The following is a 23,345-nucleotide window of genomic DNA, read 5'->3' as shown; positions in this document are numbered from 1 at the left end:
TAACGGGCTCCGGACGGAGATGGGACGGCCAGTTGGCCAACCAACCGTTATGACGGTTCATACACCGTGCCGGTCCATCCGTCACGGTCTTCACCCGCCGACCGGAGCCCCCCAAACCAACGGCGACCAGCGACATGCCTCGTCGGGCTGGGGCAAAGCCCCGTTAGAACTTGTGCGGGACGTCGTTGACCAGACCGCCGTCCATCACGAACTCGGCGCCGGTGGCGTACGAGGATTCGTCGCTGGCCAGGAACACCACGAAGGTGGCGACCTCGTCGGACACCCCGGGGCGGCCGAGCGGGACGGTGACCATGTCGTCCGGGAAGTGCTTAGTCATCGGGGTGCGGATGAAGCCGGGGTGGATCGAGTTCACCCGGATGTTGTCCGACGCCAACTCCAGTGACGCCGATTTCGTCAGCCCGCGTACCGCCCACTTGGAGGCCACGTACGGGTGCACCATGACCGCGCCGCGAAGACCTTCGATCGACGAGACGTTGATGATCGAGCCGCCGCCGGCGGCCTTCATCGGCTCGACCGCGGCCTGGATGCCGTGGAACGTGCCGTTCAGGTTGACGTCGATGACGTTGTTCCACTTGTCCACGTTGAACTGGCCGAGCAGACCCAGCGCCACGATGCCGGCGTTGTTGACCAGCACGTTGAGCTTGCCGAAGTCGTTGACCGCGGTGGCCACCGCGGCCTCCCACTCAGACGGCTGGGTGACATCGAGGTGCACGTAGCGCGCGGCGTCGCCGATCTCGGTCGCGAGCGCTTTGCCCTCGTCGTCGAGAATGTCGCCGATCACGACCTTGGCGCCCTCAGCGACCAGAGCCCTGGCGTGAGCAGCGCCCATCCCCCGAGCGCCGCCGCTGATCACTGCAACTTTTCCGTCCACTCGTCCCATGCCGCGTCACGCTACAGCAGGCCGATATCGCGTTAGAACTTCTTCCACCGCAGGCGCAGGCAGGGGCTGCGCGGGGCGGTGAGTGCTCGCTTTCACCCGGTGGTTACAGCGCAGCCGATCGGTATTAAACTAGAACACGTTCCAGTTCGTACGCCGTGGTAAGCAACAAGGTAAGGATCTTCCCATGCACACTCCCGTCTGCGACGAACTCGGCATCGAGTTTCCGATCTTCGCGTTCACGCATTGTCGCGATGTCGTCGTCGCGGTGAGCAAGGCCGGTGGTTTCGGTGTGCTGGGGGCGGTCGGCTTCACCCCCGAACAACTCGAGATCGAGCTCACCTGGATCGACGAGAACATCGGCGACCACCCCTACGGCGTCGACATCGTGATCCCGAACAAGTACGAGGGCATGGACTCGCACCTGTCCGCCGAGGATCTGGCCGAGTCGCTGCGCAAGATGGTCCCGCAGGACCATCTGGACTTCGGCAAGAAGATCCTCGCCGACCACGGTGTGCCGATCGAGGACAGCGACGGCGACAGCCTGCAGCTGCTGGGCTGGACCGAGGCGACCGCCACGCCCCAGGTCGAGGTGGCGCTGAAGCATCCCAAGGTGAAGATGATCGCGAACGCGCTCGGCACCCCACCGCCGGACATGATCGCCCGCATTCACGACGCCGGACTCAAGGTCGCGGCGCTGTGCGGCTCGCCCTCGCAGGCCCGTAAACACGCCGACGCCGGTGTCGACATCATCATCGCCCAAGGCGGTGAGGCCGGCGGCCACTGCGGCGAGGTGGGCTCAATTGTGTTGTGGCCGCAGGTCGTCAAGGAGGTCGCGCCGGTGCCCGTGCTCGGCGCGGGCGGTATCGGCAGCGGTCAGCAGATCGCCGCGGCGCTGGCCCTGGGCTGCCAGGGTGCGTGGACCGGGTCGCAGTGGCTGATGGTCGAGGAGTCCTCGAACACCCCGGTTCAGCAGCAGGCCTACGTGAAAGCCGGCAGTCGCGACACCGTGCGCAGCCGTTCGTTCACCGGCAAGCCGGCCCGGATGCTGCGCAACGACTGGACCGAGGCATGGGAGGAGCCGGACAACCCGAAGCCGCTCGGAATGCCGTTGCAATACATGGTTTCCGGGATGGCGGTGCGGGCCACCAACCGCTACCCCAACGAATCCGTCGACGTGGCGTTCAACCCGGTCGGTCAGGTGGTCGGGCAGTTCACCAAGGTCGAGAAGACGTCGACCGTCATGCAGCGCTGGGTGCAGGAGTACCTGGAAGCGACCAATAAGCTCGACGAGCTCAACGAAGCCGCCTCCGTCTAATTACTCCTCGGTGTCGCCGGCGAAGACCTCTTTGGTCCGCTCCACCGCGTAGCTGGCGATGTCGATCGAGTTGTGCACGATGTCGCCGGTGCCACCGGCGATGTCGCCCTTGATGATGTGGCCGACGTTCTCGACGATGTCCGCCGACCTCTCGACGGCGTTGGTCGCAATGTCGCGGGCGGCGTCGATCGCGTCTTTCGGCTTGAAGCCCATAGCAGTCTCCCGTGTGGTGTTTAGCCGGTGATACCGGTGTCGGACGGGAAACCCCCGCCGGGCCGCGGGAATCCGCCGCCGGTCAGCTGTCCAACCTGCCAGCCGTGTTCGGTGCACATCATCGGCAGCCCGTCGGGTGACTGAGCCGACGACCCGCGCGGGTTGTCGCACTTGGCGCCGACCTGCTGCACCCCGTGCAGCGGATAACTCATCACCCAGAACCCTGATTGTGCGGCCGGGAACTGGTTGATGATGAAGTGGCACGCTTCGGCCTGGCCGCCGGGCCCGCGCCCGAAGATGAACCGCTCGTAGTTGTCACACGGCGCCCCGATTGACGCGTCGTATTTCATCCCCGGCACGTCGCCGTCGTAATGGCCGGGATCGGCGACGGCAGCCGGGGCTAGGCCGACAGCGGCACCGGTGATCGCCATGGCGATGAGCAGTTCGCGAATCATGACCCACCTTCGGTGTTGCGTGAACAGGGCCCTTCCGCAGCCCGGTCAGGCAAGCATAGTCAGTACCCCCGGTGCCACGAGGCCGTTTTGCGCGGCCGCATGCGAAGCACTGTCAGCCACCGGCGGGCCGGTAGGTGCAGATCAGACGCCGGTAATGGTCATCGTCGTTCGGACTGGCTCACGTGTGCGGGCGGAACCGTCGCCGGAAAGCAGTCGCTTGCCCCGCAAAAACCCCTCAGGGCGGGCCGCGAGAACACGTTTCAATCTCTCGTCGGGCAATCCCCCAGACACGTTCCATCTGGGGTGTCGCGGTGCTTTACTGAGCCAGAACGCGTCATAATCAAGCCGTTTCCTAGGGGTGCCACCGATGCCGACTCCGAATCTTCCATCCGGATTCGATTTCACCGATCCTGACGTCCACGCCGAGCGACTACCGGTGGAAGAACTCGCCGAGCTGCGGCGCACAGCGCCGATCTGGTGGAACGAGCAGCCCGTGGGCGCGGGCGGGTTCGACGACGGCGGTTTTTGGGTGGTGTCCAAACACCGCGACGTCAAAGAGATTTCGCGGCGCAGCGATGTGTTCTCCAGCCTGCAGAAGACCGCGTTGCCGCGCTACAAAGACGGCACGGTCGGCGAGCAGATCGAGCGTGGCAAGTTCGTCCTGCTGAACATGGATGCACCACAACACACTCATCTGCGCAAGATCATCTCGCGTGGCTTCACGCCGCGCGCCGTGGAGCGTCTTCGCGACGACCTCCGGGAGCGGGCCCGACAGATCGTGGAAACCGCGGCGGCGCACGGATCCGGCGACTTCGTCGAGCAAGTGTCCTGCGAGCTTCCGCTGCAAGCCATTGCCGGCCTGTTGGGTGTGCCGCAGGAGGACCGGATGAAATTGTTCCACTGGTCCAACCAGATGGTGGGTGACCAGGATCCGGAGTTCGCCGGCAACGACGCCATCGACGCCTCGATCCAATTGATCATGTATGCCATGCAGATGGCCGCCGACCGGGCTGTCAACCCCGGCGAGGACATCGTGACCAAGTTGATCGAGGCCGACGTCGACGGCCATAAACTCTCCGACGACGAATTCGGATTCTTCGTCATCCTGCTCTCGGTCGCCGGTAACGAGACGACCCGCAACTCGATCACCCAGGGCATGATGGCCTTCACCGACTTCCCCGGCCAGTGGCAGCTCTACAAGAAAGAGCGCCCCGCCACCACAGCCGACGAGATCGTCCGGTGGGCGACCCCGGTGACGTCTTTCCAACGGACCGCGCTGCAGGACTACGAGCTGTCCGGCGTGCAGATCAAGAAGGGCCAACGCGTCCTAATGGTCTACCGCTCAGCCAATTTCGACGAGGAGGTGTTCGAAGACCCGTTCGCCTTCAACATCATGCGTGACCCCAACCCGCACGTCGGATTCGGCGGTACCGGCGCGCACTATTGCATCGGGGCCAACCTGGCGCGCATGACGATCGACCTGATGTTCAACGCGATCGCCGACGCCATGCCCGATCTGGAGTCGGTCGGAACCCCCGAACGCCTGCGCTCCGGCTGGCTCAACGGCATCAAACACTGGCAGGTCGATTACCACAGCGATGCCTCGGCGAAATGCCCTGTCGCGCATTAGGCTACGGCTATGCCGTCACATAAAGCAGTTCACGTGAAGTCTGCGGGCGGGCCGCTGGAGCTCGCCGAAGTCGAGACTAGGCCACCGGAGCGCGGCGAGGTGCGGATCAGTGTCGCGGCCTGCGGCATCTGCGGCACCGACGCGCACTTCGTCGCCGGCGATTTTCCGGGCCTGTCCTGGCCGCTCACCCTGGGCCACGAAATCGCCGGCACGATTGCCGACATCGGGCCGGGTGTCAAGGAATTCGAAGTCGGTGACCGTGTTGCCGTCGGCTGGTTCGGCGGTAACTGCAACCACTGCGCACAGTGCCGCAAGGGCCAGTTCATCCACTGCGTGAACGGCAAAGTTCCGAGCTGGCACTATCCGGGCGGCTACGCGGAATCGGCCACGGTACCGGCCACCGCGCTGGCGCGGATCCCCGCGGAACTCTCCGACGCCGACGCCGCCCCGATGGGCTGCGCGGGTGTGACGACCTACAACGCACTGCGGCACACCAGGGCGCTGCCCGGCGACCGGGTGGCGATCCTCGGTGTCGGCGGGCTCGGTCACCTGGGAATCCAGTTCGCCCGCGCCATGGGTTTCGAGACCATCGCGATCAACCGCGGGACCGCCAAGAAAGAGGATGCGCTCAAGCTCGGCGCGCACCACTACATCGACGCGACCGACGGCGACGTTGCCGACGCCTTGAACGACCTCGGCGGGGTTGCTGTCGTGTTGGGCACCGCAGGGGCGTCGGAGGCGATGGCCGCGACCGTCGGCGGCTTGCTTCCCAAAGGCGAGCTCCTCACCATCGGTGTCACCCCCGAGCCGCTGCCGATCAGCCCTTTGCAGCTGATCACCCCGGGTCTGAGCATCGTCGGCCACCCCTCCGGCACAGCCAGCGAGATCGAAGACACGATGCAGTTCGCGGTGCAGACCGGAGTGCGCGCGTGGATCGAGGAGCTGCCGCTGGCGCAGGCCGCCGACGGCTATGCCGCGCTGGAACAGGGCCGGGCTCGCTACCGAACTGTGCTGACGGTGTGACCCACAACGACGCAGCCGAATGGAGCCTCGACGGCTCCGACGGTGACGTGCTGATTCGCACCGGTGTCGCCGGCCCGGCCGCGGCGATGGGACATCGGCTGACCCTGGTGATGCGACGTTGGCGAGCCACCACGCGGTGGGATCAGGACAAGCCGGTGGCCGCGGAATTGACGGTGGATACTGGCTCACTGGAAGTCGTGCGCGGTCAGGGCGGCCTCACTCCGCTGTCCCCGCCCGAGAAGATCCTGGTGCGCAGCAATGCGTTGCGATCGCTGGCCGCCAAGCGCTATCCACGAATCGCTTTTGTCTCCAACGACATTGAAAAGACTGACGACGGCTACCGGTTGACCGGGACATTGACCATCCACGACACCTCCCGACCGCAGATCGTCGATCTGCGCACCGACGATCAGGGCGATAATTGGTGGTTGTCCAGCGAGACCACGGTCCGGCAGTCAGATTTCGGTATCAAGCCGTATTCGCAGCTGCTGGGCTCGCTGAAAGTCGCCGACGACGTCGTGGTGGCATTCAGCGCGAAGCGCGCCAAACAATCCTGACCGAGGAGCCGCCGGCGGCCGCGATCAACTTGGCATGCAGGGTTTGTGCGACTACGGCGTCGGCGCCCCTGGCGGAGGAGGAGGCGGCGGCTGGTCCGGGTCTTGCCCGTGCAGGCGTTGCAGCAACTTGGTGAGCAGCGGGTGCGGGTTGGGCGGTGGCTCGTCCGGAGGCGGCGGCGCGGGCGGCGCAACCGGTGCAACGGCGGGCAGCTCGACGGGTGCCTGTGCGACGACCGCCTGCTGCTCGACCGCGTGCTGCTCGACCACCGGCTCTTGTTCCGGCGGGGGCTTCGGCGCCGGACGAGCGGGTGGTGTGACCGCGGCCGGTGGTGGCACCTCGGCGATGTGCGTCTGGGCGGCCCGGTGCGCGAACGGCCGAACCGGGTCGGGCGCGTGGTTGGGCACCAGATGCGGACCGAGCGCGAGCGACAGCGACGCCACAAACGCCACCGCGCCGGCGGCCAGGATCATCGCCGCGCCCGCCGACGAACGCGGCCGGGCGTTGTGCTCCTGCCGCCAATTGTTCACGGTCTCGAGCATCGCGGCGTCGGTGAATTCAGTGCTGTGCGCCGACGCAAGGGCGGCTCCCCGAGCCAAGGCCAACTCCGCGCTGGCTTGGGTGATGACCGGGACCGGCAGCGTCGTCAGCCGCGCAGACAGCGCAGCGACGTCGTCGGGGGCGCCGACAACGACGATGCCGCCGGGCTGCCAGGAGCTCCGGTCGAAGAGTGCGGTCAGCCAGTGCACCAGATGCCCAGGGCCACCGGACAATTGCTTGATGGCGGTCTGCTGTGCGCCGTCTTGCGCGTCGACCATCACGACGATCGTGGAGTCGCCGTCCAGCACGCATACCGCCGCCTGGTCGTAGCCGACGACAGGTGCAATGGCGCGGGCCAGCATGTCGCAGGCGTCGTGCAACCGGACCGGAACGATGTTGTCGAATCCGGCGTCGGTGAGCGATTCGACCAGCAGCGCCGCTTCAGCGGCGGATTCGTCGCTCCAGGTGACACCGACGACGTGCAGGCGTTGATCGAGTCGGGCGGCGGCTTGCACGTCACGCACCGCGGCGCTTGCCTGCTCAGAGGTGTAAACCGCCTGCACTCCGACGGTGGGATGGACGTCAAAGTCGTCGTGATCGAGGATAGCGCCGTCCGCGTCGCGGCCCTCCACCAAGACCCAGCCGACTGACGTCGATGTCAGCGACAGCCCAAGTACCGTTTCCAAATCTGCACCTCAATCGCGGCCCAATGCCCGTGCGCCGCACCCGGCTAACATGCCAGTTGACGCGTCGTTTCGCGGGCGGCGGAAGGACCGGGACGGCGTGGTCTCGTCGGTCTTATCCTGGGTCACCCTACGCGTTCATCGCGACAAAACGCGACCCGGGGATCGACAGGTGCGCAGTTGTGGGTGGCCGTAGAGTGTTGCCATGGGCCGTCAATAAGCCTCTCTAGCATAGGTTCCGTACGCGTAACAGTGGTTGCTATGAAACCGTGACAGTTATGCGTCTTCATCGACATATGGTCAACTGCACGGTAGGTTTCCGGTAGTGCATAACGCCGTCGACAAGGGGCTTGATATGGCATGTGTAAGCGACAAGATGCGTGGGTGGGCGCGGCGACTGACGGTCGCCGCGGTTACTGCCGCCGCACTACCGGGTCTGATGGGCCTCGTCGGCGAGCCGCCGACGGCCAACGCCTTCTCCCGACCCGGGCTTCCTGTCGAGTACCTGCAGGTGCCGTCGGCGTCGATGGGTCGCAGCATCAAAGTCGAGTTCCAGAGCGGTGGTAACGGCTCGCCGGCGGTGTATCTACTGGACGGCCTGCGCGCCCAGGACGACTACAACGGCTGGGACATCAACACCCCCGCCTTCGAGTGGTACTACCAGTCCGGGCTGTCGATTGTCATGCCGGTGGGTGGGCAGTCCAGCTTCTACACCAACTGGTACAAGCCGGCCTGCGGCAAATCCGGCTGCTCGACCTACAACTGGGAAACCTTCCTGACCAGCGAGCTTCCCGGGTTTCTGGCGTCGGAGAAAAGTGTGAAGTCGACCGGCAGCGCCGCGGTCGGCATTTCGATGGCTGGGTCCTCGGCGATGAACATGGCGATTTATCACCCCGCTCAGTTCATCTATGCCGGTTCGCTGTCCGGCTACCTCAGTCCATCCACCGGGCAGGGCCCGATCGGCCTGGCGATGGGTGACGCCGGTGGCTACAAGAAAGAAGACATGTGGGGGCCGGACAACGACCCGGCATGGCAGCGCAACGATCCCACCGTCAACGTGGACAAACTCGTCGCCAACAACACCCGCCTGTGGGTGTACTGCGGCAACGGAACCCCGAACGAACTGGGTGGTGCCAACTTGCCCGCTACCTTCCTGGAGAGCAACTTCATGATTGGCGGCAACAAGAAGTTCGAGGAGGCGTACAACGCCGCAGGCGGCCACAACGCGGTCTTCAATTTCCCGCCCTATGGCACTCACAGCTGGGAGTACTGGGGCGCCCAGCTGAACGCGATGAAGCCCGACCTGCAGAGGTCGCTGGGCGCACACGCCAGCTGAAGTCTCGTTCACGCAAAACTGCGCTTGGCGGTACATCCGTCGAGCGCAGTTTTTCGTCCCACCCCGATCAGCGCAGGCGGTCGGTGATGGCGATCCATTCCGCCTTCGCGCCGCGGTGATCGGTCACGTCGTGACATCCAGCCGATCGATCGCCAGGTGAGCGCAGATTCGACGGTGAGTCGTCGTCGGACCACATAGAGCTGCTGGCCCAAGGTCGCGCCGGGCGCCTCGGATGCCATCGCCATCAGGTCGTCGTAGCGCGTCCGAACGCCGCTGAGCGACACGATGACCGACGGAGTCGCGCGACCGCGAGTCGCGGCCGTGGTCAGTGCCGTCTGCAGCTTGCGTAGACCGGACAGGATGACGTTCACGCGGCCGGAGAATTCCGGATCGCTGGTGTCGGGCAGGGCGTTGATCGCTGCGGAAAACATCTGCATCGCCGCCTCGACCAAGCTGACAATGACGGGCGCTTCGCCGTCATCCGGTCCGCTGTCGCCTGATGATGATCACTCCGTCTGAACAGTCATTGTGAAGACTTCGAAACGCTCAGACGCTAGCGCGGATCCATCGTCGGGACAAGATTGGGGCGGCTGGCGCAATTCGTTTACACCAGCGCCATTGCGGATATCCGGCCCGCGGTGATTCGCCGCGCCGGTCGGAAATGGCGAACAACGGCATTTCCACGCGCCGGTCCCCGACGGGCATGCTTGGATGAGCCCATGCAGGGTTCGGCGACAGTTCACATGGCGGCACCGGCGGACCAGATCTGGGATCTGATCACCGACATCCACGGCATTGGCCGCTACTCCCCCGAAGTGTTCGAAGCCGAGTGGCTCGACGGTGCCACCGGACCCGCGCTGGGTGCGCGATTCCGCGGGCATGTCAAGCGCAACGAGATCGGCCCGGTGTACTGGACGGTCTGCCGCATCACCGCTTGCGAGCCCGGCACGGAGTTCGGTTTCGAGGTCATGGTCGGCAACCGCGCCGTCAACAACTGGCACTACCGGCTGGCGCCGTCCGGCGCCGGGACCGACGTGACCGAGTCATTCCGGATGGCCTCCTCGCCTTTGGTCGGCGTCTACTACTGGCTGTTCGGCGGATGGATGAGGCAGCGACGCAACGTCCGGGACATGACCAAGACGTTGCACCGGATCAAGCATGTGGCAGAGGAACTCGGCTGACGCCCGGTCTCCGTTTGAGTCCGTAGGCTTTGGGCAGCACTGCGCGACGAAGTGGAGGCTTTCACTGTGGCGATCGCCCTGAAGCAGAGACTGCACTGGCTGGCATTGCACGGTTTCGTTCGCGGTGGTGCCGCAATCGGCGCCCGGCGCGGTGACCTGCAGGCCCGGTTGATCTCCGACTCCTCGGTCAAGGCGAACCCGGAGCCGTTCTACGAGGAGGTCCGGGCCCGCGGTCCGCTGGTGCGATCCCGCATCGGCTACATCACCGCGGATCACCCGATCGGTCACGAATTGCTGCGATCCGACGACTTCCGGGTGCTGTCGATCGGGTCGAACCTGCCGGCGCCTCTGCGGTGGTTGGAACTGCGGACCCGCGACGATCTGCTGCATCCGCTGCGTCCGCCCTCCCTGCTCGCCGTCGAGCCGCCGGACCACACCCGGTACCGCAAGACGGTGTCGTCGGTGTTTACCCACCGGGCGGTCGGCGCGCTGCGGGACGGGGTCGAGCAGACCGCGCAGGCATTGCTAGACGAGTTGTCCCGAGAACCGGGTGTGGTCGACATCGTCGACCGGTACTGCTCGCAGCTTCCCGTCGCGATCATCAGCGACATCCTGGGCGTTCCCCACGGCGATCGGCAGCGCATTCTCGAGTTCGGTGAACTCGCGGCGCCCAGCCTGGATTTCGGGCTCCCCTGGCCGCAATATCGACGGGTCCAGCGCGGACTGGTCGGATTCAACTCCTGGCTGGACACCCATCTGGACGCGTTGCGGCGCAGTCCGGGTGACGACCTGATGAGCCAGTTGATTCGCAAAGCCGAAAGTGGTTCACCGGAAACGTATCTCGACCACGACGAGCTCCGTGCGATCGCCGGCCTGGTGCTGGCTGCCGGGTTCGAGACGACGGTGAACCTGCTGGGTAACGGGATCCGGATGCTGCTGGACAACCCTGAGCACCTACGCACGCTCCGTCAGCGGCCCGAGTTGTGGCCGAACGCCGTCGAGGAGATCCTGCGACTGGAGTCGCCGGTTCAGCTCACCGCGCGAATCGCGCTGAACGACACCGAGATCGCGGGCCGGCCGGTCAGTCAGGGCGAGCTGGTGGTGGTCTATGTGGCCGCGGCCAACCGCGACCCGACCGTTTTCGCCGACCCAAACACCTTCGACATCGAACGCGGGAACGCCGGCAAACACTTGGCCTTCTCCGGTGGCAGGCACTTTTGCCTGGGTGCGGCGTTGGCGCGCGCCGAAGGCGAAGTGGGACTGCGGGCGTTGTTCGATCGCTTCCCCGAGGTGCGCTCCGCCGGCGACGGCAGTCGTCGCGACACCCGGGTTCTGCATGGATGGTGCACGCTGCCGGTGGCGCTGGGCCCGGCCAGGTCGATGGCTACCCGTTAGGCGCTCGACTTACCGCCGAAGTAGCACTCCAGGGTCATGGTGCACACCAGTTCGCCGGTGTGGTTGAACATGGTGCCCTGCGCCAGTCCCCGACCGCCAATGCCGCTGGGTGAATGCTGTTCGTAGAGAAGCCAATCCGACAGGTTCGGCGGGTGATGGAACCACATCGCCAGATCCATCAGTGCCGAGAATCCCGGCCCCAGCGGAGTCGTGCGACGCGCGATCATCGCCGACTCGAGCAGCGTGCGCCCCGCAACGAAGGCGGTGAGGCAGTCAGCGACTACCGGATCGGCCGGGGCAATCCCGTTGGGGCGCCACCACATCCGGATGCCGGCCGGCGGCGGCTCGGCGATGTCGGCCGCGAGCCTGGCCGACGGGTCCACATATCGGTAATCGATGGGTTGGTCGCGCACCCACCAGCCATTGCGTTCGTCGGCATGGTCGCTGTGCTGCTCGGCGAAGCTCGGCACCGAGTCAGGATCGGGAAGATCCGGTGGACGTTGCTGGTAAACAGTGCTTTCGACGGTCTTGCTGAACGACGCGACGCCCTCCAGCAGCACCGAGCCGAACTGTCGGGCGGTCACGCGCCGGGCCGAGAAGGTGCCACCGTCATGCAGCGCGGTGACCTCGAAGTCCACCGGTCGCCGGGCGTCGCCGGCGCGCAGGAAATACATGTGCATGCTGTGCGGCAGCCGGTCGGTAACGGTTCGACTCGCCGCCATCAATGCCTGCGCGGCGATGTACCCGCCGGAGATGTGATGGGCGATTTCGTCGATCTGCTTGCCGACGAAGAAGTCCGCGTTGACCTGTTCGAGTTCGAGGCTTTCGAGGACTTGGGCAAGCGTGATGGCTGGTGGCGGAGAGGTCACGCTCGCATCATGCCGCTAAGACAGGTAGCGGCCAAACCATTCCAGGGTGCGCCGCCAGGCGTCCTCGGCCGCGGCGGCGTTGTAGCGCGGCCCGTCGTCGTTGAAAAACGCGTGTTCGGCGTCGGGTTCGATCACGATGTCGTGAATCAGCCCGGCGCGCTCGAGTGCCGCCTTGGCCGCCGGCTCCGAGTCCGTCACCCGCTTGTCCAGCGCCCCGTAGAACGCCAGCACCGCAGTCGCCTTGTCGCCGCTGAAGTCCGGATTGTCGGGCAGTGGGCCGTAGAACGGCACCGCTGCCGACAACCGCACGTTGTGCGACGCCAGCAGTTGCCAGACCAGACCACCGCCGAAGCAGAAGCCGACCATCGCGAGTTTGCCGCCGGGCACCCGGTTCTGCAGTTCGGTGAGGCCGGAATTCAGGTCCGCGATGAACCGGTCCTGGCCAGCGGCGGCGAGCGCGGCGGTGGCTTTGGCGGGGTCGGTGAATTGCCCCGTGCCACCTTCTTCGGACAACAGGTCGATGGCCAACGCCGAATAACCGGCACCGGCGAAACGCTCGGCCACCGAGTGCACCCAGTTGGTGAGCCCCTTGTTCTCGTGGATGACCAGCACCCCACGACGCGCGTTGTGCGCCTGCGCCCACGCGCCCTGCAGTTCTCCGCGCGGACCGGCCCAGCTGATCGGCTCGGTGGGCAGCGCCCGCTTGGCGCCGGGTGGCTCCACTCCCTCGGCCGAACTCGAGTGCAGCGGGCGGGTCTCGTCGTTACCGCACGCCGCGATCAACGCGGCCGCGGCACCGCTGCCCAACCCCAGCAGAGCGAGCCGCCGCATGGCTTCTCGTCTGGTCAGCAACCCTTCGACGTGGTCGGTGGCGATCTCTTCGGCGATGTATTGGCTTAACGAAGTCATTAGGGCGAGTATGCGCCACAAACGGTTGTTGTGCCCCGAGGGCGCTGCCGCACTGGCTCAGTCGAACTTGTCCGGGTCGGCCACCGGGATCAGCAGATGTCACCGGGGTTTGCAAGTAGCCTTGGCCCATGCCGGTAGACGACGCGGTGTTCGGACTCTGGAAAGCCCTGTCCGGTCGGGACTGGGAAGGCGTCAAGACATTTCTGTCCGCGGATTGCATCTACGTCGACATGCCGGTCGGACCGACGCTGGCCGCCCGAGGACCCGACGACATCGTGAAGCGGCTCAAGGTCGGTCTGGAACCGCTCGCCGACTACCAGAATCACGACGGTGTACTGGTGTCCAACGGCTTCGACGCGATGTACGAGCATTCCGAGACGTGGACTTGGACAAGCGGGGAAACCGCTGTGCTGCAATTTGTTTCAGTGCATCGCGTCCAAGCCGGCAAGATCACGCTGTGGAAGGACTACTGGGACTTCAACTCGCTTGTGCGCCAAGCACCCTCAGATTGGCTTGACACCCTCGCGAAAGCGGACACTAGCTGGGTTTTTGATGCCAGCGGCAGAGCCTGACAGGGCCGCGCGGTTCTCGAAAACGGTGGCGCATGGGTCTCAGGCACCCGGTCTACGAGGTGTCGAGTCTCGGGCGGCCACCTGGAATGCCTTGAAGACACCGGTAGGGCGCTGACAACGAAAGTGGAAACGAAACCCCGCCACCGCGCAACGAGCCTTACGTCAGCCTGGGTGAAAACTCTGTGAACAGCGGTACGGGCGGGCCGTGAAAATTCCCTCATAGAATTTTGCCCTTTTCTTCCCCTCAGGCCCGGTTAAGTAATACCTTAACGAGACCTGAGGGGGCATCTGGGGGCTCGCGCGCAGGAGGCCGATCATGGCCCGTCACAACCGCAGTAAGCGCAATCGGCAGGCGCGCACTGCTAAGGACCGCCGCCGTTGGGCGGTCGGTCTGAGTAGCGGTGCGGGTGTGTTTTTGGTGTTCGGCTCGACTCCGTTGGCCGCCGCACCGCCCGCGCATGCCGATGGGTTCGATGCGATCGTCGAGCCGATCATCAACGCGTTGTCGAGTGTTGATCCGGTGCTGGGTGCGAATGTGAGCACGCTGGTGGGAGATTTCACCACGTCGTGGGACAACAGTCTGGCAGCGGACTTTTCCAGCGTGGGCTCGGTGTTGGGGACCGGCAACAGCGTGGTTCCCGACACCGGCGCTGCGATGTCGGTTCCCGGTGCTGCGGGGGCTAACTTGTGGAGCAACTTCACGCAAAGCCTGGAGCAGGATTGGGTCACCAGTCCCTTTGGGACCCAAATCGATAACGCGCTCAACAGCTTCGCCGAAAAGGTGGATCCGGGGTTGGTGGGCAATGGTTGCGGCCTGAGCTGTGCCGCCGCTGCCGCTGGGAGTGCGCAACTGATGAGTCAAAACCTGCTGGTCGACCCTAACTTCGAAGCGGCCGACCCGTCCGGGTCGGGCTACAGCGGTGTGACAATTCCGGGCTGGACGGAGACCGGAACCCCGACCGTGATCGCATACGGCACCCCGGTCAATTATCCGTCGCCGTTCTCGTTTTCGTTCCCGGGCGCGACGGGGTTGTTCGGCTTTCCGGAGGCACCCCCGGGCACGCCTTCGGGCGCCGACAATTTCGCCGGAGGCGGACCCGTGGCCACGTCCAGCATCAGCCAAACCGTCAACGTTGCAGGCGCGGGTGGAACGCCGTACGAGCTGAGTGCAGATCTCGGCGGCCAAACGTGGAACCCGTCCTACACCGACGTGCAGGTCACCTTCCACAACGCCGATGGGGCCGTTGTGGGCACCGGATCGCTTAATCCGGTCACTGTGTGGGATCGTCTGGGCTTCAGCGGGTTCCAGCCGCGCGACATCACCGGGACGGTCCCGGAGGGCGCCACCTCCGCGACGGTGACCGACACCTTCGTCGACAAAAACCAGTACCTCGGCGACTACAACGGCGCCTACGCCGCCAACGAGTCGTTCACCGTCGGCGATCCGAGCCTCACCCCGGCGCCGCTCACCCCACCGACGTCCGATGTCGGCCACCTGAATCACGTGTTCCTGATCTACATGGAGAACAAGGGCGTGAACGACATCGTCGGCAGCCCCAACGCGCCGTACATCAACAGCCTGATCAACACCAACGGATATGCGGACAACTACTACGCGCTGGGCCACCCCAGCAACCCAAACTACATCCGGATCATGGGCGGATCGGACTTCGGCATCGACTCCAACCCTGCCTCGAATTCGATTAGCGCGCCCAGCCTCATGCAAGAAATGGATCAGGCGGGCGTATCGTGGGCCGGCTATGCACAGAGCATGCCCTACCCCGGTGACATCACCTCGTCGGGTAACTACGCCGTCGACCAATTACCCTTTGCGCAATTCGGCTACGTCTACGACAACACCCCCGCCTACCTGCAGCAGCACCTGCTTCCGCTGACGGATTTGTCCACCAATCTCCAGGACCCGAGCACCTTCCCGGACTTCACCTGGATCGCTGCCAACGAGGCCAACAACATGGAAGGCCCTATCGACACTCCCTCTGGCTTTGCCCAGTTCGTTACCAGCGAGCTCACGAACCATCAGTACAACGTCGCGGCCGGCGACCAGTTCGTGCAGCAAGAGGTGTCCACGATTGAACACTCGGCAACGTGGAATGACCCGACGCAGAAGGACGCGATCATCGTCACGTTCGACGAGGACAACAACAACCTGTCACTGGGCTTCGGCAACGAAGGCAACAACGTTCCGATGATCGTCATCCCGAACGGGGGCGCCGTGACGGATGGGGGGATGGAATCCGGCCACTTCACCACCAACGACTACTACAACCAGTACAGCCTGATGGCCACTATTGAAGACGCCCTGCGTTCTACACCAGGAACTCTGGCCCCGCTCACCGCCAACGACATGTACGCCCCACCCATGAATGCTTTCTGGAAATAATTGTCGACACCGCCGTGAAAGCTGGCCCCAGCCAAGCGCCAGCGAAATCGGAATACTTCTGAGCCGCAACGACTTATCGGCCATCAGAACCGTGGCCAGCCACTGCCCGCGGGACAGGAACAACGCGGCCCCCTGGCCGTCGGCCCTGGCCGCCAGCACTGGCCGCCAGCACAATCGGGGCCCGACTTCACGGGCCAACGTCACGTAGGGCGTTCGAGAACCGCTGCCGGTCTCCCGCCGTCAGCCAGCAGCCGTGCATGTGTCTGGTCGACCAGTCGCACGGCGGCGATGTGCTCGGCCAGCGCCGACACCCTCATCCGCGCCAGCCCATCCGGAATTGTCGGCCAGTTGCTCCCGGTCGGGATGGGCGTAGTGGTCGTGCTCGAAACGCCGGACTGCACGACCGTGGCATCGACGAGCGAACCCACTACAGGGGCACCGGGATCAGTGCTCCCAGTAGCGCGAGCGGCACTATTCCCAGGTCGGCGGCGAGCGGAACACCGACAGCGTCAACGGGGTTGCCGGCCGCGAGTTCGGAGGCGAAGACGTGGTAATCGTATTCGGGCAGAGTGACCAATAACGCGCTGGCCACATCGAGCGGCGGGATGCCGGTGTGGGGTGGGAAGGTGTCGAAAAGGTCCTGCGGGGTGGTGGGTACCACGCCGGTAAACGTCGTACCGGGGACAATTTTCAACGCCTGCAGGAGATCCTCGGCCCAGGATGGCAACGTGTACGTGTAGTTGCTCGGGCTGACCAAATCTTTGAACGCATCGGTGATCCCTTGCTGCAGTCCGTTGAACAGAGCTTGCGGGACCTGCTCGAGGACGTTGTCGCTCGGCAGGAACCCCAGCGTCGTGGGCACGTCGGCATACCCCTGGCTAAAACCGCCCAGGTAGTTGTCGGCAACGTCGCCGTAGCCCAGGTTGACCAGTACCGACATGTCGGGTGCCAGCAGGTCGTAGAGGGGATTGCCGATGAACGGGATCAACTGCAACGGATCCAGCAGCGGCAGACCCTCGGGAATCAGGTAGTAGTTGGTCAAGGTGTCGGCCGCCGACGTCGGCAGTGCAATGGCGTCGGCGATCTGCTCGGGCGTGAGACCCAGGTAGCCGAGGTGGTAAATAGCGATACCCAACAGGGCGTTGAGATCAGACAGCGGGTCGATCGGGTACTGCGGGAAGTCCGCGAAGCCGTCGTATTCGTTGGTGTAAACGTCGGTCGGATACAGGTCGGATGCTTCCGCGCCGCTGAACGTCAGGCCCAGGCTGGGGATGGTCGGCTGCGTACCGGCCGGTAGGTCGAAGCGTTCCAGCATGCCCCCGTTGGGGGCACTTTCATCGCCGACCAGCACGAAGTGCACGTCATCACTGGGCACACCTTGGCTCGCGAGCTGCGGCATGAGTTGCGACGCGATGATCGAACTCTGGGAGTACCCGGTGACGACGACGGGGTTCGCGGCGTCCACCTGCCCGCCGGCGATGAGGCTGTGGATCGCGGTGTCCTCAATCTGCGCGCCCTGGGCCAGCGACGGGTCCAACGTCTCGGTGAAGGGGCCGCTGAACGGGTAGAGCCCTTCGGGCGTGGTCAGGATGTGCGTCGTGCCGGTAAAGCCGCGCGGCGCCAGGTACAACGTGTCGAAGAAATCCGCGTAGGTGGGGCTGGGCGTCGAGATGAAGCTGGGGCCCACGATCAGCGCGGTGCCGTCTCCGAGCGGGGTATCGGCGGTGTCACCGCTGGTGAGCCGCACCGCGTGGGTCTGGACCGCCGGCGCCGGCGGCGACATCAGCGGCATGGCGACCAGGCCGGTGCCCGCGATGGCGACACCGGCGGTCAGGTAGGCAAACCGACCGCCTGACATTGCGACCTCCCCGATCACAGCCGATGAATTTTTACATGTGACGTCACACACCCTGAGTCCATCGTAAGTAGAACACAGGAAAGGTTAAGCAGCTCTAGGTGAGCACGAAAAGCTTCTATGCACTATTTGATAGCCGTGCGGACTCAAAGTCGCGGCCGATGTTGTCGTCATCTGCCGGCTGACGGAAGTCGGCTGCGGGCTACCGAACTCGGCCCGTCATACCCGGCTGGGCAGCGTGAGCTTGCAGGACTGGGCGATGTCCAGCGTGCGCAGGACGCGTCCCATCCCCACCCACAGCGCACATGAGAGCGCCAGGTCGGTGAGCAACTCCTCGGAGAAGTGTTCGCTGCACCGGGCCCAGAAATCCGCGTCGTCACGCAGCACCGTGTGCTCGGTGGCGAAGCGGTAGGCGAACTCGGCGGCGAGGCGCTCTTGGTCGCTGTAGCCGGGCCAGGTGCGCCACTGGTCGGCGTGCTCGTAGAGGTTCTCGTCGACTCCGTTGGCGATTCCGTCGCCGTCGCGGGTGTTGACGCACACTTCGCATTCGTTGCTGTGCGCGATGACCATCCGGGCCAGTTCCCGGGTCCGCATCGGCAACCGGCTTCGGTTGTAGACCGCGTCGCTGAACGCTCCGATCGCGCCGCCCAGTTCGGGTGACTTCAGGATCCAGCCGGCGAGGTCGTCATCCGGGAAGGTTCCGATTCGGCTCATGGCTGGATGCTACGCCCGGAGGGCCGATCGGCAGAGCGGCGACGACGATGCTCTGGTAGGGCTGTGTCGTCGCCGCTCCGGCCATACGCAGCAGCTCTGCCCACTCAGCCGCCGGTTTGGCCCGTCGTCGGCGGACGCGAGACGCACTGCGCCGAGTACAGCTCTTCGCCGAGTTTGTCCATCAGCTGCAACTGTGTCTCCAGGTAGTCGGCGTGGTTTTCCTCGTCGGCGATGATCCCTTCGAGCAGGGCGGCGCTGGTCGAGTCGTGCTTCTCGCGGCACATGATGACGCCGGGCTTGAGGCGGTTGAGCACCTCGTATTCGATCGCCAGGTCGGATTCGAACTGCTCGCGCAGCGTCTGACCGACGCGCAACGAGAACAGGCGCTGGAAGTTCGGCAGCCCGTCGAGCAGCAGGATGCGGTCGGTGATCGCTTCGGCGTGCCGCATCTCGTCGAACGACTCGGCGCGGGTGTGGCCCGCCAGCTCGGTAAATCCCCAATTTTCTTGCATTTTGGAGTGCAAGAAATACTGGTTGATCGCAGTCAACTCACTGGTCAATTGTTCATTTAGTAAGCGCAAGACGTCGGGATCGCCTTCCATCTTCACTCCTCGTATAGGTCGTCGTAGTGCATGACTTTGTTAGGCTATCGCAGGCCAAATCCCTTGTCACCGAAGGTAATACTCACTCAGGTCAGCATTTCCTAACTAATGCTAACCTTTGTCCGGGCAAAGCGCGCCCGATTTGTTTGGCGCTATTGGGCTTGCGCTGAGCAGACAATTGCCCGACACCCCGGCGCGACGTTCAACGCCTCGAGCGATTCGGTGCCCACCGCGCTGAGAGGCCCACGCCGACAAGCCGGGCATTGGTGGCGATGCCGGCACCAAAGTTAGGTTAGCCTTGACGAACCTTGTTAGGTTAGACTCCACTAATATGCGGTCTATTCGGTTGTCGGAGAGTCTGGAGGTGCGCTGATGTACGTGTGCCTGTGCGAGGGCGTCACCAGCCAGACGGTTTCTGATGCGGTCGCCGGAGGTGCGTGCACCTCCAAAGAGGTCGCAGCGCGATGCGGGGCGGGTTTGGACTGCGGCCGCTGCCGGCGCACCGTGCGGGCGATCATCGAGGCGGCTGCGCAGTTGCAGCCCACCGGCACCTGAGTCCTCAACTCCCCCGCTCGGTGGTGAAATCCGCCAGCGCCGCCGCGTTAACTTGACCGCCCAAAAGCTCTGCAAAATAGGCATTTTCGCACTCAGTCGCCGCCGCGATGTCAGGCAGGGTGGGTTTGACCATCGATTGCTTGACTGCGATCAAGCTCGGAATCGACCGCGCGGCCAGAATTTCGGCGTGCCTGCGGGCCTCGGCGAGCAACTCATCGGGCGCACAGACCCTCCAGACCATGCCCATCGCCAGGGCCTCCGGCGCGCTCACCCACTCCGACGACATCAGCAGCCACGCGGCGTTCTGCCGGCCGATCAGCTGCGGCAGCAAAAACGACGATGCCGCCTCGGGCGCGACGCCCAGGCTGGTGAAGGGGCACTTCAGCCGTGCCGTTGACGACATGAACGCCAAATCCGCATAACCCAGAATGGTGGTGCCGATGCCGACGCCGACGCCGTTCACCGCGCAGATCAGCGGCTTGGGAAACCGGGTCAGGGCGTCGATCATCGTGGTGAAATGCGAGCCCTGTTCGGCCATCGCGGGATCGGTGATGCGGGCCTGCATCTCCTTGAGGTCATTGCCCGCGCTGAACGCGCGTCCGGCCCCGGTCAACAGGACGACGGCGACGTCGGGATCCTCGGCTGCCTGCAGGAGGGTCTCGGCGGTGGCTTGGTAGAGAGCTTCGTTGAAGGCGTTGAGCGCGTCGGGCCGGTTCAGCGTGAGGGTGCGGACCCGGTTCTCGTCCTCGACGTGGAGTATCACCGGCGTCTCCCTACGTGTTGAAGGGTGTTGTGAGCACGTAGCGACTGGTCGGCACGGTGTCGATGTTCTCGTTGGCGCCGAACGCCGATGTGCTGGCCACCATCCGGGCCAGCCGCTGCTGCAGGTCGGCGTCGTCGGCCGCGCCGAAGAAAGCCCGCAGGTCGGTGACGGCCTCGATCGGGAACAGCTCCTCGACGATGGCAGCCAGTTGCGGCGCGTCGGGTGTCAGCGCACGTACGACCGCGTTCTGGGTGTAGCCGAAGGTGGATTGCGTCTCGATCGCCACCGGCGTGTGATCGTGCTGCCAGCGCTGCAGCCAGGTCGGATAATCCAGACCGGCCGGGCGGCGCAAGAGCGCGATGTTCGCCAACCCTGTTGTGCGCAAGCCTAGTTCGAGTGGCGCCAGCAGCGGGTTCGATTCGGTGACCAGATAGGCCGCCAGGTGGTCGCATTCGGCTACCAGCAGGCTCAGCGACTCGGCGATCTGGTCCCCGTAGCACTGCCGAGCCCACATGCTCACCACGGCGGCAGCCGGTGGATCGAGCGTCGTCAGAGTCATCATCGAATGACTCACCGCCGCGTCACGGACGTTGACGCTCAGCCCGTCGACGCCGAGCGCCAGGATGGCCTCGGCGACCGAGGTTCGCTGCCGTCGGCACCACTCTTCGTCACGATCTGCGGCCCGCAGGACCGCCACCACCTTCTCCACGGTCGAAACCTATTCTGCGGTTTCCCGCGCCCAGCGCGGATTAATGAATACGCCTTCGGCCTCGACGGTGACGCCCTCGGCGTCGGCGAGATGGCCGACGGCATAGGTCTTCACCCCCTCGGTGTGGGTGATCCGGGCTTCGGCGCGCAGGTCCCCAAGTCGGGTGGCCCGCACGTAGCGGAAGGTGATGGTGCCGGTCAGGCGTGGATTGATGCCGTCGCTGGCGGCCTCCCCGAGCAGGTGATCGAGCACCAGCGCCGCGACGCCGCCGTGGACGTGGCCGGGCGGTCCTTCGTATGCGGCGCCCAGATGGATGTCGCACGCCGATGTGCCGGAATCGTCACGATGGATCTGCACCGGGGGTGCGAGCGGATTGCGGATCCCGATGACGGCGTTGCCCCAGGCCATCCGCTCACCGCTGGCCAGATAGCGCACACCGAAGCTTCCGTCGGTCTGTTTGTGGCGCAAACGGGCTGTGGCCGAATCGATCTCGGCCCTGGCTGCCGCGACGGTGTCGGCGTCCACCTCGGTCCTGATCGTCGCGTCGACCAATGCCCGGACCGACTCGGCCAGCGGCTGGTAGACCAGCCGTAGCCGTTCGACGTCCTCGGCGCTGAGGTCCTCGAGGGTGAAGTCCAACATCAAGCGAAACTAGAACACGTTCACTTCGGCCGCGGTAGTGGGGTGGTCATGGCTACTTGACCGGGCGTACCAGCTGGTCGGCGGCGAGCAGTTCGCCGATCAAACCGGCAAGCCGCCGGTAGGGCCCTTCACGTCCGCTGGACGCGCGAAACACCAAGCCGATTCGGCGGCCGGGCCGGGGCGCGGTGAAGTACGCCAGACCCAGACGGCTGCGGACGGTTTCGACCGGCACCGCGCTCTGCGGAATCAACGTCACGCCCAGCCCGCCGGCGACACACTGCACCGCCGTTGCCAGTGACGCTGCCCGGGTGTTGGGCAACTCGGCGCGCACGCCCGCTTTGCGGCAGACCTCGAGCGCTTGATCGCGCAGGCAATGCCCTTCGTCGAGGAGCAGCAACGGCAGCTCGGCAAGCGCGGTCGGGGGCACCCGTTTCTTTCCCGCCAGCGGATGGCCGGATGGCAGCACCAGCACGAAATCTTCGTCATAGATCGGGATTTCGGCTATGCCGCCGGTACCGGACGGCAGTGCGATCAACGCGGCCTCCACCGACCCCTCGCGCAACCCGGTCAGCAGCCGTTGGGTCTGGTCTTCGATCACCCGCAGGGCCAATCCGGGCAGTCGATCGTTCAGCCCGGCAAGCAACGTCGGCAAGACGTAGGGCGCCACCGTCGGGATCAGGCCCAGCCGGATGGTGCCCTGCAGTGGGTCGGCGGACCCCGCGGCCGCCGCGGTGAAGGCCGTCGCCGCCTCGATCACCGCCTGGGCCCGCAGCAGCAGCGCGCTGCCTTCCGTCGTCAGGAACACCCGGCGGGTGGACCGCTCGACCAACTGCACTTCGAGGCCGGCCTCCAATGCCGACAGCGCCTGCGACAGGGTCGACTGACTGACACCGAGAGTCTTTGCCGCACTACCGAAATGCCGCTTCTCCGCGACCGCGACGAACGCCCGGAGCCCAGCGATCGTCGGCTGATAACTCTTATCGGTCATACCTATCAGTATAGTGGGAAATATCACCTTTCATTGAAAGTGCGGTTCGGGCAGGATGGTGGTGACGAAGATCTTGACTAAATCCAATTTGAGTAAAGGAGCGACATGGCATTGCTGACTATCGGCGACCAGTTCCCGGCCTATGAGCTGACGGCGTTGATCGGTGGTGACCTCTCCAAGGTCGATGCCCAGCAGCCCGAGGACTACTTCACCACCATCTCCAGCGACGACTTCGCGGGCAAGTGGCGGGTGGTGTTTTTCTGGCCGAAAGACTTCACCTTCGTGTGCCCCACCGAAATCGCTGCCTTCGGCAAGCTCAACGACGAGTTCATCGACCGCGACACCCAGGTGCTCGGCGTCTCCGTCGACAACGAGTTCGTGCACTTTCAGTGGCGTGCCCAGCACGACGACCTGAAAAAGCTTCCGTTCCCGATGCTTTCGGACCTCAAGCGGGAGCTGGTGGAGGCCACCGGCGCGCTGAACAAGGACGGCGTCGCCGACCGTGTCACCTATATCGTCGACCCGAACAACGAAATCCA

Annotated in this window: 25 protein-coding genes and 2 pseudogenes; 11 read left to right on the top strand and 16 right to left on the bottom strand. The window is 64.8% G+C overall.

The genetic code is table 11. The annotated features are described in order from the left end of the window. Window positions 1-163 precede the first annotated feature (163 nt). A complete protein-coding gene (locus ABDV69_RS16220; protein ID WP_343576182.1) occupies window positions 164-901 on the bottom strand; it encodes a glucose 1-dehydrogenase in 738 nt (245 codons plus the stop codon). A 184-nt stretch (window positions 902-1,085) separates the two neighbouring features. Here ABDV69_RS16220 and ABDV69_RS16215 point away from each other — a divergent pair, with 184 nt between their 5' ends. Then, window positions 1,086-2,216 (top strand): nitronate monooxygenase family protein, encoded by a 1,131-nt coding sequence (locus tag ABDV69_RS16215; protein ID WP_343576179.1) that lies wholly within the window; start codon window positions 1,086-1,088, stop codon window positions 2,214-2,216. Here ABDV69_RS16215 and ABDV69_RS16210 read toward each other — a convergent pair whose 3' ends face one another. Then, window positions 2,217-2,429 (bottom strand): hypothetical protein, encoded by a 213-nt coding sequence (locus ABDV69_RS16210; protein WP_343576177.1) that lies wholly within the window; start codon window positions 2,427-2,429, stop codon window positions 2,217-2,219. A 20-nt stretch (window positions 2,430-2,449) separates the two neighbouring features. After that, window positions 2,450-2,884, bottom strand: coding sequence for a hypothetical protein (locus tag ABDV69_RS16205; RefSeq protein ID WP_343576176.1), 435 nt, complete (start codon window positions 2,882-2,884; stop codon window positions 2,450-2,452). Between the two features lie 367 nt (window positions 2,885-3,251). Between ABDV69_RS16205 and ABDV69_RS16200 the strand changes: the two genes are divergently transcribed. From ABDV69_RS16200 to ABDV69_RS16190, 3 genes are read left to right on the top strand one after another with little or no spacing between them, the layout of a single operon-like run. Continuing rightward, window positions 3,252-4,514, top strand: a complete 1,263-nt coding sequence (locus ABDV69_RS16200) for a cytochrome P450 (RefSeq protein WP_343576174.1) — start codon at window positions 3,252-3,254, stop codon at window positions 4,512-4,514. A gap of 9 nt (window positions 4,515-4,523) precedes the next feature. Continuing rightward, window positions 4,524-5,537 carry an alcohol dehydrogenase catalytic domain-containing protein gene (locus ABDV69_RS16195; RefSeq protein ID WP_343576172.1) on the top strand — a complete coding sequence of 338 codons (1,014 nt, stop codon included), beginning with the start codon at window positions 4,524-4,526 and terminating at the stop codon, window positions 5,535-5,537. After that, window positions 5,534-6,094, top strand: a complete 561-nt coding sequence (locus ABDV69_RS16190; RefSeq protein ID WP_343576169.1) for a YceI family protein — start codon at window positions 5,534-5,536, stop codon at window positions 6,092-6,094. Before ABDV69_RS16195 ends, ABDV69_RS16190 begins: the two co-directional genes overlap by 4 nt. A 51-nt stretch (window positions 6,095-6,145) precedes the next feature. Here ABDV69_RS16190 and ABDV69_RS16185 read toward each other — a convergent pair whose 3' ends face one another. Further along, a complete protein-coding gene (locus ABDV69_RS16185; protein WP_343576167.1) occupies window positions 6,146-7,318 on the bottom strand; it encodes a hypothetical protein in 1,173 nt (390 codons plus the stop codon). Window positions 7,319-7,670: 352 nt separating this feature from the next. Here ABDV69_RS16185 and ABDV69_RS16180 point away from each other — a divergent pair, with 352 nt between their 5' ends. Next, window positions 7,671-8,651, top strand: a complete 981-nt coding sequence (locus tag ABDV69_RS16180; protein ID WP_343576166.1) for an alpha/beta hydrolase family protein — start codon at window positions 7,671-7,673, stop codon at window positions 8,649-8,651. An 8-nt stretch (window positions 8,652-8,659) separates the two neighbouring features. On the opposite strand, the gene ABDV69_RS16175 is transcribed toward ABDV69_RS16180, so the two are convergent. Continuing rightward, a complete protein-coding gene (locus ABDV69_RS16175) occupies window positions 8,660-9,082 on the bottom strand; it encodes a hypothetical protein (protein ID WP_343576165.1) in 423 nt (140 codons plus the stop codon). Window positions 9,083-9,370: 288 nt separating this feature from the next. Between ABDV69_RS16175 and ABDV69_RS16170 the strand changes: the two genes are divergently transcribed. Both ABDV69_RS16170 and ABDV69_RS16165 read left to right on the top strand, forming a co-directional pair. Beyond that, window positions 9,371-9,832 (top strand): SRPBCC family protein, encoded by a 462-nt coding sequence (locus ABDV69_RS16170; protein ID WP_343576164.1) that lies wholly within the window; start codon window positions 9,371-9,373, stop codon window positions 9,830-9,832. A gap of 78 nt (window positions 9,833-9,910) precedes the next feature. After that, window positions 9,911-11,227: a cytochrome P450 gene (locus ABDV69_RS16165; RefSeq protein WP_343576185.1), complete on the top strand. Its 1,317-nt coding sequence runs from the start codon at window positions 9,911-9,913 to the stop codon at window positions 11,225-11,227. Here ABDV69_RS16165 and ABDV69_RS16160 read toward each other — a convergent pair. Together ABDV69_RS16160 and ABDV69_RS16155 are read right to left on the bottom strand one after the other, a co-directional pair. Continuing rightward, window positions 11,224-12,096 (bottom strand): acyl-CoA thioesterase domain-containing protein, encoded by an 873-nt coding sequence (locus ABDV69_RS16160; protein WP_343576162.1) that lies wholly within the window; start codon window positions 12,094-12,096, stop codon window positions 11,224-11,226. The genes ABDV69_RS16165 and ABDV69_RS16160 overlap by 4 nt on opposite strands. A 15-nt stretch (window positions 12,097-12,111) precedes the next feature. Continuing rightward, entirely contained in the window at window positions 12,112-13,005 is an 894-nt protein-coding gene (locus ABDV69_RS16155; RefSeq protein ID WP_343576161.1) for a dienelactone hydrolase family protein, read from the bottom strand. A 128-nt stretch (window positions 13,006-13,133) separates the two neighbouring features. Between ABDV69_RS16155 and ABDV69_RS16150 the strand changes: the two genes are divergently transcribed. After that, on the top strand, window positions 13,134-13,577 hold the full coding sequence (locus tag ABDV69_RS16150) for a nuclear transport factor 2 family protein (protein WP_343576159.1): 444 nt from the start codon (window positions 13,134-13,136) through the stop codon (window positions 13,575-13,577). 316 nt (window positions 13,578-13,893) lie between these two features. Beyond that, entirely contained in the window at window positions 13,894-15,978 is a 2,085-nt protein-coding gene (locus ABDV69_RS16145) for an alkaline phosphatase family protein (RefSeq protein WP_343576157.1), read from the top strand. A gap of 24 nt (window positions 15,979-16,002) precedes the next feature. Here the strand turns inward: ABDV69_RS16145 and ABDV69_RS16140 are convergent. From ABDV69_RS16140 to bfr, 5 genes and pseudogenes are all read right to left on the bottom strand, one after another. Beyond that, a pseudogene (locus ABDV69_RS16140) lies at window positions 16,003-16,116 on the bottom strand (glycerol acyltransferase); the annotation flags it as partial. Between the two features lie 61 nt (window positions 16,117-16,177). After that, window positions 16,178-16,295, bottom strand: a pseudogene (locus ABDV69_RS16135) (amidohydrolase); the annotation flags it as partial. A 110-nt stretch (window positions 16,296-16,405) separates the two neighbouring features. Further along, entirely contained in the window at window positions 16,406-17,836 is a 1,431-nt protein-coding gene (locus ABDV69_RS16130) for a PE-PPE domain-containing protein (RefSeq protein WP_343576155.1), read from the bottom strand. Between the two features lie 216 nt (window positions 17,837-18,052). After that, window positions 18,053-18,547, bottom strand: coding sequence for a carboxymuconolactone decarboxylase family protein (locus ABDV69_RS16125; protein WP_343576154.1), 495 nt, complete (start codon window positions 18,545-18,547; stop codon window positions 18,053-18,055). Window positions 18,548-18,651: 104 nt separating this feature from the next. Beyond that, entirely contained in the window at window positions 18,652-19,149 is a 498-nt protein-coding gene (gene bfr / locus ABDV69_RS16120) for a bacterioferritin (RefSeq protein WP_343576153.1), read from the bottom strand. A 372-nt stretch (window positions 19,150-19,521) separates the two neighbouring features. Between bfr and ABDV69_RS16115 the strand changes: the two genes are divergently transcribed. After that, window positions 19,522-19,704: a (2Fe-2S)-binding protein gene (locus ABDV69_RS16115; RefSeq protein ID WP_343576151.1), complete on the top strand. Its 183-nt coding sequence runs from the start codon at window positions 19,522-19,524 to the stop codon at window positions 19,702-19,704. A gap of 4 nt (window positions 19,705-19,708) precedes the next feature. Here the strand turns inward: ABDV69_RS16115 and ABDV69_RS16110 are convergent, their stop codons facing one another. The 4 genes from ABDV69_RS16110 to ABDV69_RS16095 are packed head-to-tail and all read right to left on the bottom strand — an operon-like array spanning window position 19,709 to window position 22,806. Beyond that, on the bottom strand, window positions 19,709-20,467 hold the full coding sequence (locus ABDV69_RS16110; protein WP_343576149.1) for an enoyl-CoA hydratase-related protein: 759 nt from the start codon (window positions 20,465-20,467) through the stop codon (window positions 19,709-19,711). 10 nt (window positions 20,468-20,477) lie between these two features. After that, window positions 20,478-21,176 carry a hypothetical protein gene (locus ABDV69_RS16105; protein ID WP_343576147.1) on the bottom strand — a complete coding sequence of 233 codons (699 nt, stop codon included), beginning with the start codon at window positions 21,174-21,176 and terminating at the stop codon, window positions 20,478-20,480. A gap of 9 nt (window positions 21,177-21,185) precedes the next feature. Further along, a complete protein-coding gene (locus tag ABDV69_RS16100) occupies window positions 21,186-21,818 on the bottom strand; it encodes a PaaI family thioesterase (protein WP_343576145.1) in 633 nt (210 codons plus the stop codon). 52 nt (window positions 21,819-21,870) lie between these two features. Beyond that, window positions 21,871-22,806, bottom strand: coding sequence for a hydrogen peroxide-inducible genes activator (locus ABDV69_RS16095; protein WP_343576142.1), 936 nt, complete (start codon window positions 22,804-22,806; stop codon window positions 21,871-21,873). Between the two features lie 105 nt (window positions 22,807-22,911). On the opposite strand from ABDV69_RS16095, the gene ABDV69_RS16090 reads away from it, so the two are divergent. Then, a partial coding sequence (locus ABDV69_RS16090) for a redoxin domain-containing protein (protein ID WP_343576140.1) occupies window positions 22,912-23,345 on the top strand: 434 nt, incomplete at its 3' end.

It is taken from the genome of Mycobacterium sp. (assembly GCF_039583785.1).
Taxonomy (GTDB): Bacteria; Actinomycetota; Actinomycetes; order Mycobacteriales; family Mycobacteriaceae; genus Mycobacterium.
This window is presented reverse-complemented; position numbering and strand designations above follow the sequence as displayed.

Coding starts and splice junctions, on each gene's coding strand:
- ABDV69_RS16100 (WP_343576145.1), bottom strand. CDS start 21,818: ATGTTGGACTTCACCCTCGAGGACCTCAGCGCCGAGGACGTCGAACGG.
- ABDV69_RS16200 (WP_343576174.1), top strand. CDS start 3,252: ATGCCGACTCCGAATCTTCCATCCGGATTCGATTTCACCGATCCTGAC.
- ABDV69_RS16215 (WP_343576179.1), top strand. CDS start 1,086: ATGCACACTCCCGTCTGCGACGAACTCGGCATCGAGTTTCCGATCTTC.
- ABDV69_RS16095 (WP_343576142.1), bottom strand. CDS start 22,806: ATGACCGATAAGAGTTATCAGCCGACGATCGCTGGGCTCCGGGCGTTC.
- ABDV69_RS16130 (WP_343576155.1), bottom strand. CDS start 17,836: ATGTCAGGCGGTCGGTTTGCCTACCTGACCGCCGGTGTCGCCATCGCG.
- ABDV69_RS16170 (WP_343576164.1), top strand. CDS start 9,371: ATGCAGGGTTCGGCGACAGTTCACATGGCGGCACCGGCGGACCAGATC.
- ABDV69_RS16150 (WP_343576159.1), top strand. CDS start 13,134: ATGCCGGTAGACGACGCGGTGTTCGGACTCTGGAAAGCCCTGTCCGGT.
- ABDV69_RS16115 (WP_343576151.1), top strand. CDS start 19,522: ATGTACGTGTGCCTGTGCGAGGGCGTCACCAGCCAGACGGTTTCTGAT.
- ABDV69_RS16175 (WP_343576165.1), bottom strand. CDS start 9,082: ATGTTTTCCGCAGCGATCAACGCCCTGCCCGACACCAGCGATCCGGAA.
- ABDV69_RS16125 (WP_343576154.1), bottom strand. CDS start 18,547: ATGAGCCGAATCGGAACCTTCCCGGATGACGACCTCGCCGGCTGGATC.
- ABDV69_RS16210 (WP_343576177.1), bottom strand. CDS start 2,429: ATGGGCTTCAAGCCGAAAGACGCGATCGACGCCGCCCGCGACATTGCG.
- bfr (WP_343576153.1), bottom strand. CDS start 19,149: ATGGAAGGCGATCCCGACGTCTTGCGCTTACTAAATGAACAATTGACC.
- ABDV69_RS16180 (WP_343576166.1), top strand. CDS start 7,671: ATGGCATGTGTAAGCGACAAGATGCGTGGGTGGGCGCGGCGACTGACG.
- ABDV69_RS16195 (WP_343576172.1), top strand. CDS start 4,524: ATGCCGTCACATAAAGCAGTTCACGTGAAGTCTGCGGGCGGGCCGCTG.
- ABDV69_RS16220 (WP_343576182.1), bottom strand. CDS start 901: ATGGGACGAGTGGACGGAAAAGTTGCAGTGATCAGCGGCGGCGCTCGG.
- ABDV69_RS16155 (WP_343576161.1), bottom strand. CDS start 13,005: ATGACTTCGTTAAGCCAATACATCGCCGAAGAGATCGCCACCGACCAC.
- ABDV69_RS16205 (WP_343576176.1), bottom strand. CDS start 2,884: ATGATTCGCGAACTGCTCATCGCCATGGCGATCACCGGTGCCGCTGTC.
- ABDV69_RS16145 (WP_343576157.1), top strand. CDS start 13,894: ATGGCCCGTCACAACCGCAGTAAGCGCAATCGGCAGGCGCGCACTGCT.